Annotated in this window: 23 protein-coding genes; 10 read left to right on the top strand and 13 right to left on the bottom strand. The window is 44.7% G+C overall.

What is annotated here, in order from left to right; genetic code table 11:
• Positions 1 to 64: 64 nt before the first annotated feature.
• Together SPUTW3181_RS15080 and SPUTW3181_RS15085 are read right to left on the bottom strand one after the other, a co-directional pair.
• Positions 65 to 1,108: a phage major capsid protein, P2 family gene (locus SPUTW3181_RS15080; RefSeq protein ID WP_011790169.1), complete on the bottom strand. Its 1,044-nt coding sequence runs from the start codon at positions 1,106 to 1,108 to the stop codon at positions 65 to 67.
• A gap of 49 nt (positions 1,109 to 1,157) precedes the next feature.
• Positions 1,158 to 2,078, bottom strand: a complete 921-nt coding sequence (locus SPUTW3181_RS15085) for a GPO family capsid scaffolding protein (protein WP_011790170.1) — start codon at positions 2,076 to 2,078, stop codon at positions 1,158 to 1,160.
• A gap of 191 nt (positions 2,079 to 2,269) precedes the next feature.
• Between SPUTW3181_RS15085 and SPUTW3181_RS15090 the strand changes: the two genes are divergently transcribed.
• Positions 2,270 to 4,090, top strand: a complete 1,821-nt coding sequence (locus SPUTW3181_RS15090) for a terminase large subunit domain-containing protein (RefSeq protein WP_264636441.1) — start codon at positions 2,270 to 2,272, stop codon at positions 4,088 to 4,090.
• The gene (locus tag SPUTW3181_RS15095; RefSeq protein ID WP_011790172.1) at positions 4,072 to 5,118 is read left to right on the top strand and encodes a phage portal protein; all 1,047 of its coding nucleotides are present in this window, start codon (positions 4,072 to 4,074) and stop codon (positions 5,116 to 5,118) included. Before SPUTW3181_RS15090 ends, SPUTW3181_RS15095 begins: the two co-directional genes overlap by 19 nt.
• 37 nt (positions 5,119 to 5,155) lie before the next feature.
• Here SPUTW3181_RS15095 and SPUTW3181_RS15100 read toward each other — a convergent pair whose 3' ends face one another.
• Entirely contained in the window at positions 5,156 to 5,512 is a 357-nt protein-coding gene (locus tag SPUTW3181_RS15100; RefSeq protein ID WP_011790173.1) for a type II toxin-antitoxin system RelE/ParE family toxin, read from the bottom strand.
• Positions 5,513 to 5,522: 10 nt separating this feature from the next.
• The gene (locus SPUTW3181_RS15105; RefSeq protein ID WP_011790174.1) at positions 5,523 to 5,777 is read right to left on the bottom strand and encodes a type II toxin-antitoxin system Phd/YefM family antitoxin; all 255 of its coding nucleotides are present in this window, start codon (positions 5,775 to 5,777) and stop codon (positions 5,523 to 5,525) included.
• A 253-nt stretch (positions 5,778 to 6,030) separates the two neighbouring features.
• On the opposite strand from SPUTW3181_RS15105, the gene SPUTW3181_RS15110 reads away from it, so the two are divergent.
• Positions 6,031 to 6,279 carry an ogr/Delta-like zinc finger family protein gene (locus tag SPUTW3181_RS15110; protein ID WP_011790175.1) on the top strand — a complete coding sequence of 83 codons (249 nt, stop codon included), beginning with the start codon at positions 6,031 to 6,033 and terminating at the stop codon, positions 6,277 to 6,279.
• On the opposite strand, the gene SPUTW3181_RS21895 is transcribed toward SPUTW3181_RS15110, so the two are convergent.
• From SPUTW3181_RS21895 to SPUTW3181_RS15145, 8 genes are all read right to left on the bottom strand, one after another.
• Positions 6,276 to 6,416, bottom strand: a complete 141-nt coding sequence (locus SPUTW3181_RS21895) for a hypothetical protein (protein WP_157037394.1) — start codon at positions 6,414 to 6,416, stop codon at positions 6,276 to 6,278. The two genes, SPUTW3181_RS15110 and SPUTW3181_RS21895, sit on opposite strands and share 4 nt — an antisense overlap.
• Positions 6,417 to 7,224: 808 nt before the next feature.
• A complete protein-coding gene (locus tag SPUTW3181_RS15115; protein WP_011790176.1) occupies positions 7,225 to 9,462 on the bottom strand; it encodes a replication endonuclease in 2,238 nt (745 codons plus the stop codon).
• Between the two features lie 3 nt (positions 9,463 to 9,465).
• Positions 9,466 to 10,092 (bottom strand): hypothetical protein, encoded by a 627-nt coding sequence (locus SPUTW3181_RS15120; protein WP_011790177.1) that lies wholly within the window; start codon positions 10,090 to 10,092, stop codon positions 9,466 to 9,468.
• Positions 10,089 to 10,355: a hypothetical protein gene (locus SPUTW3181_RS15125; protein ID WP_014620654.1), complete on the bottom strand. Its 267-nt coding sequence runs from the start codon at positions 10,353 to 10,355 to the stop codon at positions 10,089 to 10,091. Before SPUTW3181_RS15125 ends, SPUTW3181_RS15120 begins: the two co-directional genes overlap by 4 nt.
• A 1-nt stretch (position 10,356) precedes the next feature.
• Complete coding sequence (locus tag SPUTW3181_RS15130; RefSeq protein ID WP_011790179.1) at positions 10,357 to 10,596, bottom strand: hypothetical protein; 240 nt, start codon at positions 10,594 to 10,596, stop codon at positions 10,357 to 10,359.
• A gap of 39 nt (positions 10,597 to 10,635) precedes the next feature.
• The gene (locus SPUTW3181_RS15135) at positions 10,636 to 10,830 is read right to left on the bottom strand and encodes a hypothetical protein (protein ID WP_041408233.1); all 195 of its coding nucleotides are present in this window, start codon (positions 10,828 to 10,830) and stop codon (positions 10,636 to 10,638) included.
• A 9-nt stretch (positions 10,831 to 10,839) separates the two neighbouring features.
• Positions 10,840 to 11,406 (bottom strand): phage regulatory CII family protein, encoded by a 567-nt coding sequence (locus SPUTW3181_RS15140; RefSeq protein WP_011790180.1) that lies wholly within the window; start codon positions 11,404 to 11,406, stop codon positions 10,840 to 10,842.
• Between the two features lie 115 nt (positions 11,407 to 11,521).
• Positions 11,522 to 11,722, bottom strand: coding sequence for a hypothetical protein (locus tag SPUTW3181_RS15145; protein WP_011790181.1), 201 nt, complete (start codon positions 11,720 to 11,722; stop codon positions 11,522 to 11,524).
• Positions 11,723 to 11,820: 98 nt separating this feature from the next.
• On the opposite strand from SPUTW3181_RS15145, the gene SPUTW3181_RS15150 reads away from it, so the two are divergent.
• The 7 genes from SPUTW3181_RS15150 to SPUTW3181_RS15180 all read left to right on the top strand — a co-directional run bounded on the left by SPUTW3181_RS15150 (position 11,821) and on the right by SPUTW3181_RS15180 (position 17,716).
• On the top strand, positions 11,821 to 12,513 hold the full coding sequence (locus SPUTW3181_RS15150) for a helix-turn-helix transcriptional regulator (protein WP_011790182.1): 693 nt from the start codon (positions 11,821 to 11,823) through the stop codon (positions 12,511 to 12,513).
• Positions 12,514 to 12,524: 11 nt separating this feature from the next.
• Positions 12,525 to 12,950 carry a hypothetical protein gene (locus SPUTW3181_RS15155; protein ID WP_011790183.1) on the top strand — a complete coding sequence of 142 codons (426 nt, stop codon included), beginning with the start codon at positions 12,525 to 12,527 and terminating at the stop codon, positions 12,948 to 12,950.
• A gap of 86 nt (positions 12,951 to 13,036) precedes the next feature.
• The gene (locus SPUTW3181_RS15160; protein ID WP_011790184.1) at positions 13,037 to 13,996 is read left to right on the top strand and encodes an FRG domain-containing protein; all 960 of its coding nucleotides are present in this window, start codon (positions 13,037 to 13,039) and stop codon (positions 13,994 to 13,996) included.
• Between the two features lie 20 nt (positions 13,997 to 14,016).
• Complete coding sequence (locus SPUTW3181_RS15165) at positions 14,017 to 14,622, top strand: hypothetical protein (RefSeq protein WP_011790185.1); 606 nt, start codon at positions 14,017 to 14,019, stop codon at positions 14,620 to 14,622.
• Positions 14,623 to 14,631: 9 nt separating this feature from the next.
• Complete coding sequence (locus tag SPUTW3181_RS15170) at positions 14,632 to 15,249, top strand: hypothetical protein (protein WP_011790186.1); 618 nt, start codon at positions 14,632 to 14,634, stop codon at positions 15,247 to 15,249.
• A gap of 9 nt (positions 15,250 to 15,258) precedes the next feature.
• Positions 15,259 to 16,278 carry a tyrosine-type recombinase/integrase gene (locus SPUTW3181_RS15175; protein ID WP_011790187.1) on the top strand — a complete coding sequence of 340 codons (1,020 nt, stop codon included), beginning with the start codon at positions 15,259 to 15,261 and terminating at the stop codon, positions 16,276 to 16,278.
• Positions 16,279 to 16,282: 4 nt separating this feature from the next.
• The gene (locus tag SPUTW3181_RS15180; RefSeq protein ID WP_011790188.1) at positions 16,283 to 17,716 is read left to right on the top strand and encodes a P-loop NTPase fold protein; all 1,434 of its coding nucleotides are present in this window, start codon (positions 16,283 to 16,285) and stop codon (positions 17,714 to 17,716) included.
• A gap of 56 nt (positions 17,717 to 17,772) precedes the next feature.
• On the opposite strand, the gene SPUTW3181_RS22175 is transcribed toward SPUTW3181_RS15180, so the two are convergent.
• The gene (locus tag SPUTW3181_RS22175) at positions 17,773 to 18,003 is read right to left on the bottom strand and encodes a hypothetical protein (protein WP_041408235.1); all 231 of its coding nucleotides are present in this window, start codon (positions 18,001 to 18,003) and stop codon (positions 17,773 to 17,775) included.
• Positions 18,004 to 18,230 lie beyond the last annotated feature (227 nt).

The raw sequence follows: 18,230 nt of genomic DNA on the forward strand, positions 1-18,230 counted from the left end.
TTTGGTGTTCGGTGGAGTTGATAGCTAGGCACTGATTAGGTGCCTAGGCTTACTTACTTATCGATTAAGCTGGCTGCGCTCCGATGGTCATTAAATCTTCATCGACTGCGGCATAGGCTTCATACTCTTCAATCGCATAACCTTCGTTGCGCCAGTATTTGTCCTCATGCTGCTTGCGGTCTTCGTTGTTTTCAGACTTACGTGATGAGGTATTTTTCTGGGTGTAAAGGTGCATGTTTGATAACGGCGTAACGACAATGCGTTTACCTGGGAAAAACGGTGGTGTGTAGGCGCGCAAACCACCGATTGATTTATCCATTTGCTGAGCGGCCACTTTTTCAGAGGGCTTATCGGCAAGGTTCATCATCTTAATTTGTGCTGCGGCAATGAGATCACTACCGACTAAAACCACTAAACGAGGGTCGTTTCGTAATGACGGATGAATTAACGTGAGGCGTAAATCGGTCACGATTGCATCTAACGTTTTATATTCGTGAGATTTTAAGGCGTTTACGTCTGCGTCTGGGTTGAAGTAAATTTCCTCACCCATGATTTGGTCTGGTGCGTTTTCTTTTACTAACTGATGCCAACCTTTGTTAACGTCTTCACCGTTCGGGTTAGCGATAGGATCAGTATCACCAGCGGCGATAGTTTTACCGTTAAAGCCGATGCGGATCATATCTAACGCGAAACGCTTAGTTGCGTTGTCTTTCATGAGTTTTAAAAACTCATTTGGGTTGCCGCTGTTTGCCCATGTTGATAACAGGTTCCATTTTAGTGATGCACAAGAATCTGTTTCTTTAAGTTCATATTTATTGCCACCTACGCCCTGATCGGTATTAAAGCGGCCATTCACTTTTCGGCCCGTTGCAATACCGTAATCGCCCACGTTAACGACTTGACCTTGCATTTGGTCTACTTGCAATGCGGTGATCATGCCAAGGAAATCGACAGACTCTAGTAACGCTGCTCGCAGCTTGGTTTCCATCGGCGCGCTAACGCTGAACTGCTTACTAGCGTCTGTTACGCCGTAGGCTTTTGCCACACCAGCCGAGTATTGAGGCAGTAACTTTGCCGCTTCGGCGTTTAAAATTTGCATTTGGCTCATGGTTCTTTTCCCGTTCTAAAATTCGTTAAGGCGTTAATTTCGCGCCAAATTAGATAAAGCTAATGCTTTCGCCAGTACCTGTTGGATTTGGCTCTTGGTTCGGCGCTTCGGCGCTTAATGCGTTGAACTTGGTTTCCATGCCGCCCACTTTTGCAACAAGGCCGTTGATGCTTTCGCTTAACTTGCTGAACTGCTCGGCGGTGATGCCTGTGGCTTCAGTCGTGGCCGCTGGCACTGTGGTGGTAACGGGTTCAGTTGTGGTTGCTGGCGCGTCTGGCTTTTTGCCAAAGGCTTCTACCTTGCCGTCCAGTTCGCCTACTTTCGTTGCTAGGCCATTAACTACGCCCATGAGCGTTTCAAATTGCTGTTTGTCCATTGGTTCTTCCTCGGTGTGGTCTGTTGCCGCTTCCTGTTTAGGGTCTGGCGCTTGATTTGAAAATAAGCTAACTAACTTGCTGAACAGGCTGGCGGCTTCCGTGGCCTTATCCGTTGGTGTTTTGTTTTCTGTGCTAGTGAGCGGGTAGCTCATAACAAGCTGTTCCGGTGCGCCATATTTATGGGTTGCAAAACGGTCTTTAGCGGAAAATTTGAGGCGGTCAGTGCCTAGGCTTGCTGGTTCATCTGTGACGCCAAGGCCAGTCAGGTAGGCTTTGCCTGATTTAGTAAAATCTTCATCAAGCTCTATTGATGTGTAGACTTTCTGGTCTTGTTCGTTTGCCAAAACCAGTTGGGAATTAGGGGTGATTTTGGCAAACAGTACCAACTTGCCGTCAACTTCTTCGGCTTTCACTTCTTTTACGTCACCCCATGCGCCGTACCAGCGGCGATGCTCCGGCCAAATGCGGGCGCCGTATTTTTTAGCGTCGTAGGTTTCGGCAATGTCGACAATCCATTGGCGCTGAATAGGCACGTTTTGAAAGGTGTTCCCTTCTGTGGCGATACGTAGCCAGTCTGTCACCAGTTGAGTCATGTTTTTGCCTGCCCATTTGCTAAAAAATTACCTGTAAGGACTACAGCTTAAGGCGTTTGCAATGGGCAATCACTGGGCAAACTTCTGCGCAATTCCGATTTTTGCTAAATCGGAATTGATAGGAAAATTAGTCAGTTAATACGGCTCTGCAAACCAATACACTGGCGCTATGTATTCGTTAACGATGGCGTTTGACCGCATTTATGGCCTATTCACCCGAGATCCGCGAGGCAGCAAAACGGCTGTATTTAAAGCGTTGGACGCCCGACGAGATCCGCCTTGATTTAAAGCTGCCAAGCAATCGCATTATTTATTACTGGGCTGATAAATACGGTTGGCGTGATTTGCTGCGTGAGGAAGAAGTCGACGAGGCCATCGCCCGTCGTATTGTGCTTTTGACGGATATTCAGGATAAAAGCGGTAATCAAATAAAAGAGCTGGATATGCTGATTAACCAGCATGTGCGGCTTAAAAAACAGCGGATGGAGGCTGAGCGCTCGGCGCTTAATGAAGGTAATAGCTTTGGCTCCACCAATGCCAATAAAGGCGGCAATAGCAAGATTAACCCTACTGCTGATAATAATGTCGGTGAAGGTAACAAGCGAAAAGGCCGCAAGAAGAAAAACGACGTTAGCCATTTAACAGCTGATGATTTCGGCCCTTGGTATGCGTCGCTGTTTGAATATCAAAAGAAGATGCACGAGAACCTGCATCAACGCATTCGTAACATTCTTAAGAGCCGCCAGATTGGCGCTACCTATTACTTTGCTGGTGAGGCTTTCGAACAAGCGGTATTGACGGGGGATCCGCAAATATTCCTATCGGCCTCGCGCAGTCAGGCCGAGGTGTTCCGCTCTTATATTATTGCGATTGCGCATGAGTTTTTCGAGATTGAGTTAACCGGTAACCCGATTGTGCTTAATACCGCGCACGGTGCTGCCGAACTGCGGTTTTTAAGCACTAACAGCAAGACGGCACAGAGTTACCACGGCCACGTTTATGTGGACGAGTATTTTTGGATTGGCAAGTTTGACGTGCTTAACAAGCTGGCCTCGGCAATGGCAACGCATTCGAACTGGCGTAAAACCTACTTTTCTACCCCTTCCACTAAAGCGCACCCCGCTTATCCGTTTTGGACTGGTGACCACTGGCGCAAAGGTAAACCCGAACGTGAGGAAATCGAATTTCCGACGTTTGACCAAATGCGCGATGGCGGCCGCGTGTGCCCTGATAAACAGTGGCGCTATGTGGTGACGATTGAGGATGCGCTCGCGGGTGGCTGTGAGCTGTTCGATATTGACGAACTGCGCGACGAGTACAACGGCGACGACTTTGCCAACTTATTTATGTGCATCTTTGTGGATGATGCCGACAGTGTGTTTAAGTTTAGCGACCTTGAAAAGTGCATGGTCGAGGCGGCGCGCTGGCAAGATTACAAACCCGCTGCACCAAGGCCGTTTGGCAATCGTGAGGTGTGGCTCGGCTATGATCCGTCACGTACCCGCGATAATGCTGTTCTTGCTGTTGTTGCACCTGGTGAAAAGAAGGGTGAAAAATTCCGCGTGCTCGAGAGGCATCGTTGGCGCGGGATGAACTTTGCGCACCATGTGGCCGAAATCCAAAAGATTTATGCCAAGTACCGTGTGACCTATATCGGCGTCGATACTACAGGCATTGGTGCTGGGGTGTTCGATTCGATTAGCACTTTATACCCCCGCGAGGCGACGGCGATTCATTACAGCGTGGGCAGCAAGACCCGCTTAGTGCTGAAGATGATTGATGTGGTGGAAGGTGGCCGCATCGAGTGGGATGCAGGCCTCAAAGACATTGCTATGAGCTTTTTATCGATTCGCCGCACTGTGACAGATTCAGGCGGTGCGATCACGTTTAAGGCGAGCCGCGACAATGTGACCGGACACGCTGACGATTTTTTCGCGATCTCCCATGCGGTGATCAATGAACCCCTTAACTATGAACATAAGAGAACATCATCATGGGCGATGCAACACTAACAGCCGCGAACGACGACACTCATATTACTGCTGAAAGTCCCGCTAAAACGGTGGTGTTTAGCATGCCCGAAACCGTGATGCCGAATATGTGGCTAACGGATTACGACTCGCTGTATTTCAACCAAAACGACAACTACTGGGAACCGCCTGTCGATCGACAGCTGCTGGCGAACTTGACACGCCGCAATGCGCAACACGGCGGCATAGTGCAAAGTCGGGCGAATATGGCGACGGCGCGCTATACGGCTGGCGGCATGAGCACGCAGGAAATGGGCGCGGCTTTTTTAAACTGCATTCAGTTTGGCGATGTTGCGTTACTCAAGATCCGCAATGGTTTTGGGCAAGTGCTGCGCTTGTTCCCGCTGCCCAGTTACCGGACCCGCGTGGCTGGCGACGGTGGCGCTGTGGTGCTTGAGCGGGAAAACACGGTTAAGCGTTATAAAGCTAAAGACATTATTTGGGTGCGAGTGTATGACCCAGTGCAACAGGTTTATGGCTGCCCCGACTATTTAGGCGGCTTACAGTCGGCGCTTTTGAATGAAGATTCCACCCTGTTTCGCCGCAAATACTACATTAACGGCGCGCACATGGGCTTTATCTTGTATTCCACTGACCCGAATTTAGACGCGGACGTCGAGAAAGATATCAAAGAGAAAATCCAAGAATCTAAAGGCGTGGGCAATTTTAAGTCGTTGTTTGTGAACATACCGAACGGCAAAGAGAAAGGGATTCAGATTATCCCCGTCGGTAACTTTGAATCGAAAGACGAGTTTATGAATGTAAAAAACGTCTCTAGCCAAGATGTGTTTAACGCGCATCGGTTCCCCGCTGGTTTGGGCGGGATGATCCCGACGAACACGGCTGGCCTTGGCGACCCGACTAAGTATGACGAAGTGTATTTTAAGAGTGAAACCCGCACGCTGATCAACATGTTTGTGGATGCGGTGAATCGCGCCCCCGAGATCGGCAGCAAACTAAAGCTGGTGTTTGATATGAGTATCTCAACAAATAGCAGCATTGGCGCATAACGCGCCGATGCTTCACATTTTATATCGAAGAGAATTTTTAGCGCCCAATGATTTTCATCATATGGCGTTGTCGCATCAGCGTTTGATAATCCATTCGCTGATGACAAAACATCAATAAATAGAGGGTTAGCATACCACTAGCCTGTTTATCTATTTTATAAACGGCTCTATAGTCACCTTTTAGCAGCTCTAAATAGTGCACACCGATAGGTACGAATTCTATTTTTCTCCCAGATTCAGGAAACAATCTCAGTTGGTTATCTATGTCTTGCAAAAGACCTTTAATCGTATCTCTGGCTTCTGAATTTCCTATTACCTTTGATTTCCAATTAATTGCTACTTTTGCATCAGCTTTAAAATCGTCGGTGTACAAAATTTCTAGCGAACTATTCATTATGGTTGTCCTATAGGTCGGACAGCATCTCGTCTAGACTCATTACTTTTCCAGCTTTGATACTGTTTTCACTGTCGATAACCAATTGCATAAATGCGAGTTGCTCCTGCATCAAGTGATAAGCTTCAGCAGTTTGAACCACTAATGTTTCTTCACCGTTTTGGGTCACAAACATAGGTTCAAAAGCTAACTCTTCTCTTAATCTAGCAGCATTCGCCTTCATGTAACTGATTGGTTTTACATTACTTTGAGTTCTTTCATGCATTTACTCCACCTTTTCGGTTAGTTAATATCCACCTAAAAACTAACCTCTCCTCTCGTTGCTTTGATTTCGATTCCAAATATGAAGTGGCGATATTTGGACATTGCTTGCTTGCCGACTCAATCAATGATGCGGAATGAGCAAGACCAAATTTAGTCCTGTGGTCTTAATTTGTCAAGCCTATTTGATTTGCTACTGTTTAAAAACACAGTGATATACCGTAAACTCTACCTAGTCAAACGATTGGGAGATCGGTATGCGGATTCTATGCACTAGCTGTGGTAAAAAATCGGTAATCGGTAAAACGGATAGACTGAGTTTGTCGCACGCTAATCTTTACTGTTCCTGCAGTGATCCAGAGTGTGGTCACACGTTCGTCACCAATGTGTCGTTTAGCCACACACTTAGCCCTTCAGCAAAAAACACCTCAGAGATAGTCACTGCTTTAGCCAAAGCGCTGTCCCCCGAACAGCGCAAAGCCTTACAGCGCGAATTAGCGTTTTAACTATCGCTATGCTGCTGAGCTGCCAGCACTAGCGCCATGATTGAAACGGCAAGATCTTTTCTCGCCTCGGTGCCTGAGCCGTTATACATATCAATCAACATCTGCATTTGCTCAACTAACATCGTGTTTTCTTCCATTACTATTTATCTCGATTCGGCACACCAACTGCGGTGCCTCTCCTATTATTCACACATTTGAAAACGCGCAACCCCTCTCAAATTATCTGGAAAGCCATAGAACTGGACAAAAAACCTTAGCTAGAACGGTCACTTATTGAAAAACTCTCATCAATGATCTTTCCATGCATTTGAACCACATCGCTAAGGAGATCATCATAAACATCTTGCTCAAATTGCACACAACTCAGTCTCAGAGTGTCTCGCATCAAAATAAGTAACATTATTTTTTTGTATAGCACTTGATCCATCACACACCTCGAAATTTAGACGCGCCAATCGAACGCCTCAGCTATTCTCCACATATTTAATAGGTACGCGTCTTTCGGAAAATCAAATTTCAAAAGAAAAATTTGCATTGCAAAATATTCATCCACCACAAACCTAGTCATTCATATGTTTTAGTAATCTCGGACATAGGCTAGTCAATGAGGTTCTAGCAGTGCAATAGCTGGAAAAATCGATGCGTTAACTCGCATAACTAAACCTAATGCCATAATTTTTTGTTCATAAGTGCAATATTCACTAAATTCATGCTCATGTTGAGTGTTTACGATTATTTGACTCATGGTAAAACGCTAAGAGACTTAAGATGTTATCTTCATAAACGAGTAACTGAACGCAGTACGAAGCGCAGTACGAAGCGCAGTACGAAGCGTAGTACACCCCCATAAAGAAAACCTAACTTATTGACTAATATATAAGTTTATCCATTTTCAAAAAAATCATGCGAAAAAATTTAATGATTTTTTTCAATTCTACAAAACCGCTAAAATTGTATTTCTAACAGCAGTTCATTCATGGAAAGCCCCTCAATTTGATGGTATCGATACGGTTCATGCCGCAGTTGGCCACTATCAACCCACCATTCACCGCCATCAGCGTCCATTACTCTGCAGCCATCAAACAATAACCGCTCAATATTGGCAGGATCAGTAATGCCCACCTGCGCAAGGTGCCTGATAATCCGGTCGTCAACCTGCTCCAAAACAGGGTCTGTACAGTTATTCCTACAAGTCCAAGGAGAGCCAAAAGCCGAAGGCAACAGCGCCATGCTCCACTTCGGCATGGCGTCTTTGAGTTCTTTTCGTGAAAGCCGGCTTTCAGCATTCATGGCGCGATTAACGGTAAATAAATCTTTGCGGCGTTGCTTTAGCGTCTTGTATGCCTCCAGCTCATCATCGTTGGCCTTGCGCAGTTTCCAGCGCTCACCACGGGTGATGATTAAGCGCTTTTCGCCAAAGGCGATACCGCTAATCCCCTGTACGCGTTTAGTCACTTCGCCGTATTCATTGCCCTGCGGGGTGACTTCATAATTCAGTGATAGCTGAGCGTTTCGCATTGCATCTTCAAAACCTTTCCAGTCCGAATTACAGGCGGCCGCTTTAGCAGCCTCAATCTCTGGCGATTGCGGGCCTACTTTTATGCGGCGCAGCTCACGCCAAACTTGTACCGATGAAGTGCCGTAAAATTGGAACTGGCGGATCCGATGGCGGTTAGCCCAAGCTGTGGCGCGTGGCGCAACCTCATTAACAGGCTTGCCCGTCTCAAGGTCTAACTCGCCTTGCATGTGCTCGCCCATGATGTTTTTTGAAAGGTATTTGATGATGTAACCCACAGCGCAACCCTTTTGCTTATCAATCGCCTCAATTAATAAACGGTGTTCTTTTGCACCTGGCTCGTTACCGTCAACTTCATAGGCGTATTTTTTGATAATGGCTTTTACTGCGGCCTCATGCTCAGGCTTGACCATACACAGCATGTGCCAGTGCGGGGTTGAATCCTTATGCGGCTCAGTGACGCGGCAGCCGGTAAAGGGAATATTGCGATAACTTAAGGCCGCGCGGATTTTAGCAAACACGTTTACCAGATATTGCTGAGCGGTTTTGGCGTTGTTCAAATCCCATTTGTGGGATTTCATGTGGAACTTACTTGGGCAGGTTAGCGTGACCATAAAACCAATCTTGCCCGACTCCTCGGCCAGTTCGTCTAAGCCACGAGCGCGCACAATCAACTCAACTAAACGATTAGACGGATTAGCATTACCCGCCATCGCGGCCTCAATCAGCGGCAGTATTACCCCCGCTTCGTTTTCAATCATGGTGCTTTCAAGCCACTGCATGGCAGTGCGCTGCTGCGATGTCCACTCGCTAAAACACTCATCACTCACAAACGGCGAGTGTTGATTAACTAAGCCGACAACAATACATAAATGCTCACAGCATTGGTCACGCAGTTTTAGCAACTGCCTTCCCCACCACTTGGCGCAGGTCATGCGCAAAATTGCGCACTCCGCGGCATCTTCAATCTGATCACGTTTTACTGCGTTCCAGTGCGGCGGGATAACCCCCCACGTTTTACATATTTCGGCGGCTGCTTCATAGGCATCAAAATAACCTATGCTGCCAGATGTACTGGCCGCGATCGCTTTTACTTGGACCATGCATGAATCGGCTATTTGAGTGGATGCTATTTTTAGCTCGGTAGACTTACGGTGGCGTAATAATCTAAACGCACTGAATGGCGATGCCTTAGCCAAGACTCTGTTTTCAATGTCATCTTGTCCATCATCTTGCTCGGTAGGCTCTGACTGCTTAACAAACTTCATGCCCGATATTTTATGAAATGGGTACTTATGCCAAACCACTGACAACTTCTGAATGGTTTCGCGTAAATACGCCGAGCCAGCAACAATGCCGCCACGATTAACCCGCTGTTGATAGGTGTTCTTAACTTTATTGCGCACATGGAACGACAGCGGCGCTAGGACTTCAAATCCCTTAGCCGCAGTAAAGCGCTCAGCAGTCTTGTCGAAAATAGGCTGATACAAGCGAGTGGTGTCAACCTTGTCACTGGCGAATGCTATCGCATCGGCATCTTCCCACAAATCCACCTGCGCAGCGGGCTTTCGCTCCGCTGCACTGATGAATGTGGTTAACACCTCTGCGGCAACAGGATTGGGCAGATTAGCGAGGCGTGTTTTAAAAGGAAGGGAAACGGCAATCATGGTTTAAACAATACCGAACTGCACTTTGATAGTGCCGTGCTCACCATACAGCCTTGCAAATTCAGCAACGTTTTTACCGATATAGGTAATCACGCTGCCTTTGGTACAGCTATCTGCTTTACTTCCGTCCTCTTTAATGTAATGCACTCGACCATTGGGGAAGCATTGCGCGTATTTAAGCAGTGGCAAAAACCAACCTTCAGACGAATTACAAAAAGTGATGATCACCGCTTCTTTTATGTTGCCACTTTCATACTCGCTGATAACTTTATTAATCCAATCGCCGTTGCCGGGGATCGGTTTGTCGATATGGTGGCCGCGCTTGATACACGCTTTTTTCTTACATTTGCTTGAACAGGGTTGCTCACCTCTGTGGAAAGGGTGATTCATCCACACGGTGCCATGCCACGTTTTAGATAGCCCATCGACTTCTTTAGTAAAGATGGATTTAGCCTTAATGCTGGCGTTAGCGATTTCATTACTCGCAGGGTCTAAATCTATCCCGCCCATTAACTGGCTCGCCAACTGTGGCCAAGGTGCTGGCGTGTAGTATTCAAAGCCTTGTTCAGCATTTGACTGATTGATGAGATTGGCATTATTAGGTGCGCGAACATTGCTGTGAGTGCTCATACTCTGCCCTCTTCTGTGGCCTCTAGTTGCGCCTTCCACATTTCATCGTAGGCGGCATTTAGCGCATCAAATGCGGGGCCATCGTGCATCACATACAAAGCTAACGTGCGCATACCCAATATTTGCCCGCGGTACAAATTCGCCGCATGGCCGAGCCCCTTTGCTAACGCGTTTTTGTGCATCGACTTCAAATCCGCAATTATCAGCACAAGCCCTTCGGTTGCAGGCACGTCGCTTGTTGCCATCGAGAGATGTTTGTCCATATCAGGCCGCCTTAATACTGTTAACACCGATATTATTGCGAATGGCAATAATGCGAATGCCGATAGTTTTACCCACAGCGGGCGCGACAATATCGGCCACCGCTTTAAGTGATTCGAGCGCCACCTCCACCATTTCACGATCCGCTGGCGTAGGCAGTTTTAGGGTGGCAATAACCCGATTTGCCTCATTTGCGATAACTTGCGCATTTGTCAGAGCCGGTGCTATGCTTTGTTTTGTCATTTGATTGATTCCTCATTCCAGTGATACGGGCCACATGCGTTACTGCGCATGTGGCCTTTCTTTTTTGCCAAAATGCTTTTCCTTCAACTTGGCAATGAGCCAACGATTTCGCCCTCTTTCCTCCTCGGTCAACGCTCTGGCAATAATTTGCCCCTGCATACGCGGTGGCACCGCAATATTGCGACTTAATAAATGTTCATCTGGTTGCCCAAATGGGCGAATAATTAACGCCATAACGCCTCCTCACATTGCGCCCGGCATGGGCAAGTTTTGTACTGCATCGAATGCAACGGATAACACGGGTATTGCCTGAAACTTCTGTTCTACGTCGTGCATAAATAACGCGAGTTCGCTCATGGCACGGCTAGCGCGTTTTACCGCCTCGTGGCGCATGCGTTCTGTCACGCCACCTCGACGGGCTTTGACATCTAATGCCATGTTGCCCAGCCATCCAGCATTGGCGCTGATTTCTAAAGCGCGGTCAGTTAACGACATGCGCTCGCACTGATTTAAGTCATCAATCGCTATCGAGGGCGCACAGCCCAATTCGAGTAGCATGCCGTCGATAATGCAGCGGTTACCGCTCGCCTTGGCAATGTCGACCGCCTCGTGAATACTCAATTGATGCGGTTGATTAAGCAGTAATTTGTTACGCAGCATTTGCGGGCGATTGAACTTGGCCGCAATGGCGACTTCATTCAGTTGCTCGCCGTCGGCAAATTGCCTTAGCGCCCCCGCAATATGCGGCTGGTGCGCGGCTTTTGCTGGCGGTAGCGTGCCTGCTTGTGTGCCTAGACTGTTGCTATACATGGCCGCAAATCTCCCTTTTGCATAAGCTCAAATTGACAACAAAACATCGTCAAACGATGAGTTGCGAAGTACACAATCGCATTGGCTAACCTTTATAAAAAAGCTATCCAAGCAATCAGTACTTCTGCTCCATCGCCTCACGAGTCAGGGCTAACATATTGATAAGAGGCTTTTCTTTAGGGCGGTCTTTAGGGCGTAGTGGTAAGCGGCCAGTCTTGGCCATCTCGCGCACTGTGTTGAAAGGAATGCCACTTAACGTGGCGTATTGCTCAAATGTCACATAAGGCGTTGCGATCTGTAATGCAATATTGTTCATAGCAAGTTATCCTAAGAAAGTTTTGTAATGACACATTAATATCGATTAGTTTTGACGGACTGCGATATCAATCAACTGATTGGATTATTGATCACACTATGACTTACGCGCAAGCAAAAAATACTGAGTTCAGAATAAAACTTGATCAGGTGCCAATTTATGATGGAGGAAAAGACATTGTTGAGCGCCTAATAAAATTATTTGGCGTCAAGAATAGGCTTGAACTTGCTGACTTACTTGGTATGCATCCCGGTTCTTTTTCTACATGGCAAACCCGCAATACGACGCCTCATGAACTGCTAATAAGAATTCATCTTGCCACAGGAATATCAATGAATTACCTATGCTTCGGCATAAGTAATGGTGAGCAAGACCCATACAAATATGGCGCATCTAAAACAGTTGAATTCCTCGATGGAAAGGTTGTAGAAGAGTCCGTAGATGGAAAAATGCATGCACGTTTGAAAATTGTGACTATTGATGACGGAAAAATATCATCACTTGATCACTTTTTTGCTAATACTGAATTTTTAAATGCGCTAGGACTTGATGGTGACAATGATGATTTAGTAGTGAAGTCAGATGGACACCTACTGTTTATCAACTCTAGTAAGAAAAATGTAAATAGTGGCCGCTATCTCTATAGCATCGGTGATGTCTATCAAATCGGCACGTTCAAACTGCTCCCTGACGGCATTACTTACCTATTCGATGATAATGCTAAATACCCAATCAATGCAGATGTGACCAAGATCCACGGCAAGGTGGTTTCGGTTTTAGAAACGGTTTAAGGAATAAATTTATGAAATGGATTTTAGCTATAACGGCTTTGCTAGCACCTCTATCTGCAAGTGCATTAAATGCAAATTTAGACAGGCTAACGCTTATGTCTGAAATAACCTTTGCAGGTAAACCTGCTGTTGTTTTTTATCTTGGCAGCGATGTTGAGGAAAATTACTGCTCTATCTCTGCAACTAAGGACTATGTCCTTAACGCTAATGGCCAACTACTCAATATTAAAAGAGACCAGCCCGAGTTTGATGTGAGTTGCAACTGGGATGGTGAGTATTATGTACTGTCAAGCAATCATATTACTCGGGCAGAGGTTGTATTTATTAAGTCGACAAAAAACACTCCAATGGCTATTCGTTTAAATGCAATGCTCACGACGACTAAAGGTGAACTAGCTACATTTAATAGCCCAAATATTGATGTTGTCGCTAAATAAACATGTAGACCCAAACACCACCAAGATCCACGGCAAGGTGGTTTCGGTTTTAGTAACGGTTTAGAAATAAGAACAAGGAAGTTGATATGAATGAGCTACTTAGGGTGTTGCACGATGCTAACGAGCTGATGCGTAAAAATGAGATTTACTGGTTTAGAGGACAAGCTGATGCTACGCATAAACTACTACCAAGTGTATTTCGCCCCAGACAAGATGGAAGCTATTACGATGAAGCAAAGCTGCTAAAAGAATTTGTTCGTCAGCATCCTGAAGCACGTGAAAAACACTCAAATACCTTTGAGCTTCTAACTTACGCCCAACATTATGGCCTACCAACTCGCCTGCTCGATTGGACTAAAAATCTGTTGGTCGCCATCTATTTTGCCTGTAAGGATAAAAATGATATTGATGGGAAGGTGTTTTTTTATTCACTAAATGATGAGTTAGAGACTACTCAATATCGTTATAATACGTATGAAAATTTTGTCACGAGCGCAAATCCTAAATTAACTTTCCTTGATATGGTTAATGCTAGTACCTTGCTTCTAGATACAATTTATCTAAATGATAGACAGTTATTCTCTCTTGATGATCCTATTAACCTTGGTCATCTTGATGCTCACATGGAAAATAACGTCTTCCCAAAGCTATATACCCGTAAAGGCCCAACAGATTCCCATGGCTTCCTCGGCAGTAACTATGAACAAATTGAAGTTAATCCTATGTCCATTTCAATCCCATATGAGCCAGTTTTACTTAACAAAAGGCTGATCACACAACATGGCGTGTTCACGATTCATGGCGGTAAGATTATTGATGGATTAACTGTTGTAAATGTGTTTCATATGGAAGAAGAAGGATACAACCCTGATAGAATTTGTAATTTACTCATTCCTGCAAGCCAAAAATCGAAAATATTACAACAACTTGAGATATTAGGGATAAGCGAGTCACTATTATTCCCAGAACTTGAATATCAAACCAGACACATAAAAGATAAATGCGTAAATTTCCCTAAACGCGAGTTTAATCCCGAAGATTTTTAATAGAAATAGGTACTGTGGCTATGTCTAAATTGAAATCGGAAACAATTAGCAACTCCGCGCAAGCAAAAGCCCGTCGTTTTGTTAAACCTGTGTATTTAACCATCGCGGCTGTCTTTGGTGTGCTTTTTATTACACTGATTATTGACATTGGCAACGACCCCAAGCCCATAGCAAACGCAGACGCAAGTGCTCCCTTACCAGCGACCAACACAATGGATGAGATAGAGTCGGCTAAATGGCAAGCACTCCAACGAGTCAGTGATTGCCAACTTGCACTTAGAGTATACAACGATTATCAACCGATATTTGCAGAGCTACATCAGTTTGTAACGAATGCTAATAACCAAACTTACCAAGAGATTTATCACTGGAAAGAAGCGACTAGATTAGACGCCCGTGTAGCTGAATTGGATGCAAAATACCCAAGCTCTTACACCGTTTCAATGAATAATACTCTGTTTGCCAAAAACCTCGGCTTCGCAATAGGCCAGTATTGGCGCGATGCCCATTCGAGCTTGCGCCGCACCAATAACCAAGGCCCAATCGACAGCGAACAACCTACCCTAATGAACGACGACCTGCAGTTACTCAAGCAGAACTGCCCAGAAGAATTTAAAGATAAGTAGAGAATAACTATGCCCACAGAGTTAACCGTTGCGACTATTAGTGCAGGAGCAGTAATCTTAGCAGCACTGATCAGTTTTATCGTAGCTGTATCAAGTGCTGTTATTGCTAAAGAGCAAAAAGTATCAGAATTCAGACAGGCTTGGATTAATGATTTTAGAGCTGACGCTGCTACTTTTATATCATGTTCATGCTCCTGTATTTTTTCATTGGACGGACTCCAATCCTCTAAAAAAATTAAATATGATACAGCTATCTACTTAGATTTCTACAACTCTTCCTATAGTTCATTGGAGGTTACAGCAATTAGACTGCAATTTAGATTGAACCCAACCAAAGACATTCTCCTTATAAACTCCATAAATAAATTAAAAATATTATTTGACGACATTGTTACCAATAGTAGCAAGGAACAATTCCCACAGGCCATTGCTGAAGTAAAAAAACACAACTTACATTTGCAAAAAGAAGTTCACCACATATTAAAGTCTGAATGGGAGCGAGTAAAAAAAGGGGAGCTACGCTATAAATTTTTTATTTCTACTGGGAAAATATTTATCGGAGCATCCCTAACAACATTGTTTGTTTTACTGCTGATAAGCAATTTCCCTTATCTATGTTCCCTTTAGGTTTAGTTAATGGCAATTATTAAACAGCCAGACGGCACTTGGAAACTCGACATGCGCGTGGCTGGCCGCGATAGCCGCCGTGTGCGTAAAGTGTTTACCACTAAGGCCGAAGCCTTAGGCTATGAGCGTTATATCCTAAAAGAAGTCGACGATAAACCTTGGCTGGGCAATGCCACCCAAGACAATCGCAGCCTGTGGGAGATCATGCAGCGTTGGCATGACTTGCATGGCCAGCAACTGACCGATCCCGAAAAGCGCATGCGTAAACTGCGTTTAATTTGTGACGGCCTTGGTAATCCAATAGCAAGCAAGCTGACCGTGAACGACTTTGCTACCTTCCGCCAAATGCGTCTCGATGGTGAAATCGCCGATGGTATGGGCATCAAGCAAAAGGTAAAACCCCACACAGTTAACCATGAGCACGCTTATTTAAGCGCGGTGTTTTCTGAGCTTAAGCGACTGGGTGAATGGACCTTACCGAACCCACTAGAAGGGCTATCCCATTTCAAGATTGATGAAATGGAATTGGCGTTTTTGTACGCCGAAGAAATCCCACTAGTGCTGGCCGAGTGTGACAATTCAAAAAATCCGCATCTCACGATTGTGGTTAAAATTTGCTTATCGACTGGGTGCCGTTGGTCTGAGGCCGAGTCCCTGCGTGGTAGCCAAGTGGTGAATAATCGCATCACCTTTATTAAAACCAAAGGGAAAAAGAACCGCACTGTGCCCATCAGCAAAGCACTAGCTGATGAAATCCCACAGTCACGCGGCCCACTTTTTAGCTCATGCCGTAAGGCGTTCGCACAAGCCATCAAGCGTACCGGACTCACCTTCCCCGAAGGCCAAATGACCCACATTTTACGCCACACCTTCGCCAGCCATTTCATGATGAACGGCGGCAATATTCTGGTATTAAAGCAAATTCTCGGCCACGCCGACATCAAAGAAACCATGCGCTACGCCCACTTCGCCCCCGAGCATCTGGACGACGCCATCACCAAAAACCCACTGGCGAATTTAGGAATCTAGCAACATGTCAGAATCACTTTTAGATAATGCAAAGTACGCTGAGTGGAAGGATGAGTTCACTTTCGATACATGCAAACTTAATCGTAAAGCATTTAGTGAGTTCCTTTTAAATTACATGCTTGGTGAAGAGAGCGGTTTTGTACTAAATATTGATGCTTCATGGGGCGCTGGTAAGACAGAGTTTCTAAAGCGAGTCTATATTGAAGCGCTGAAAAAAAATCATCCAACCATTTACATTGACGCGTGGGAAAGTGATTTTTCTAAAGATCCTCTACTGGTCGTAACGAGTGAGTTAGTAAACCAATTAGAAGCATTTAATGGCAGGATTGGAAAGTTAGAAGATTTTGAAAAGTTCAAGGAATATACAGGGAAAATATTCAAGACTTTACTAATCGGAATTGCAGGCTTGGCAACTAAACATTTAGTTGGTGATGGAGGTGTAGGCACCGCAGTGGCTTCTGTATTTCTCAATGAAGAAGATAAAAGCCTTACCTCAATGCTTGCTTCAGGATACGAAGAACAAATTTCAGCAATTCATAATATAAAAACAGCACTAACTCAGTTAGCTGAAGTTCTTGGAAAAAATTATAACTTCAAAACCCCAGTTCTAGTTTTGATTGACGAACTTGACCGATGCCGCCCTACCTATGCTATTGAAATGCTTGAGGTCATCAAGCATTTTTTCAAAATTGAGCACTTTGTTTTTGTTGTAGCGACTGATACTAAGCAAATGCAGGAATCTATCAAAGCAGTCTATGGTACCAATTTTGATTCACCGCAGTACTTAAAACGATTTTTTGACAGGGTTGCTCATTTACCAACACCAGATATTGATACTTACATTGCACATCAAGATACTGATATACATAGATATTTAAATATGATTTTATATCCAAGAGTGAAGTTTATTTTACCTGTAGATCAAATACTTTCACTTATATATCAGAGTTTTAAACTACAAACTCGTGATATTGACCAAATTAACGCGCAATTGCACGCTTGCCTTAGGACACTGAATTCATCAAGTAGAAAAACTATTGTAAATTGGATTGTACTTTTAGCTGGTTTAATAGAAAAACACCTTAACATTCAATCTTTTTATCAAAGAACAAAGCTAAATAGACAAGATATTGATGGTGCATCAATTAAATCTTTACAATTCCAAATCAGGAATAAATTTAGTTCGTTCCAAACAAACAATTTAATAAATTTATCATTTAGCAGTATTGAATTTCACTCTACTGGCAACTCACAAAATGCATACCCACACAACTATGAACACTTTGACATCATTGATAAAAATATAACTGATGAGTTAAAAAAATCAACTATGTCAGAGTTCTATCACATGCTAGAGAATATGCATAAAATCGATGCAAAATTTTTATCATGGGATGATTATAAAAGCTGTATTGAATATGCGGGCTATATTCGCTAGTGTCCACATAGTGCCCACGCAGCTTGTTAATCATCATTGTTATCAATCCTTAGCAATCAGATAAGTATTTGATTAAATTGTAACTTACTGATTTTAATGAGTATCGAAAGAAATGTAGGTGTTCTGGACGCGGGTTCAAGTCCCGCCGCCCCACCAATTTTACCAGAAGGGCTTAACCGCAAGGTTAAGCCCTTTTTGTTTGTAATGGCGGCAGCGAAAACCGAGACTTGGTGTTGTTTGCACCGTGCGGCTTCCAATCCCATTTGCTGCCCTTGCAGTGCATCCATACGCGAAAGACGCCCTGTCGTGATTGGTCGAGTTCAACCACTTGAGTATCATTGGGTTGTGCAGCTATCTGCATCAACAGGTTTTGATACATTTGCTGTAATTGTAAATGCAGTTGCTGTTTTAGCTGTTCGTTTGTCCCACCTCCAAAACTTAAGTGTCAGACTCTCCCCATATGATTTGTACATATGAGTGTCTATGACACTCATATGTACAAATATCAACACCT

This window comes from Shewanella sp. W3-18-1 (assembly GCF_000015185.1).
In the GTDB taxonomy this organism is placed as follows: Bacteria; Pseudomonadota; Gammaproteobacteria; order Enterobacterales; family Shewanellaceae; genus Shewanella; species Shewanella putrefaciens.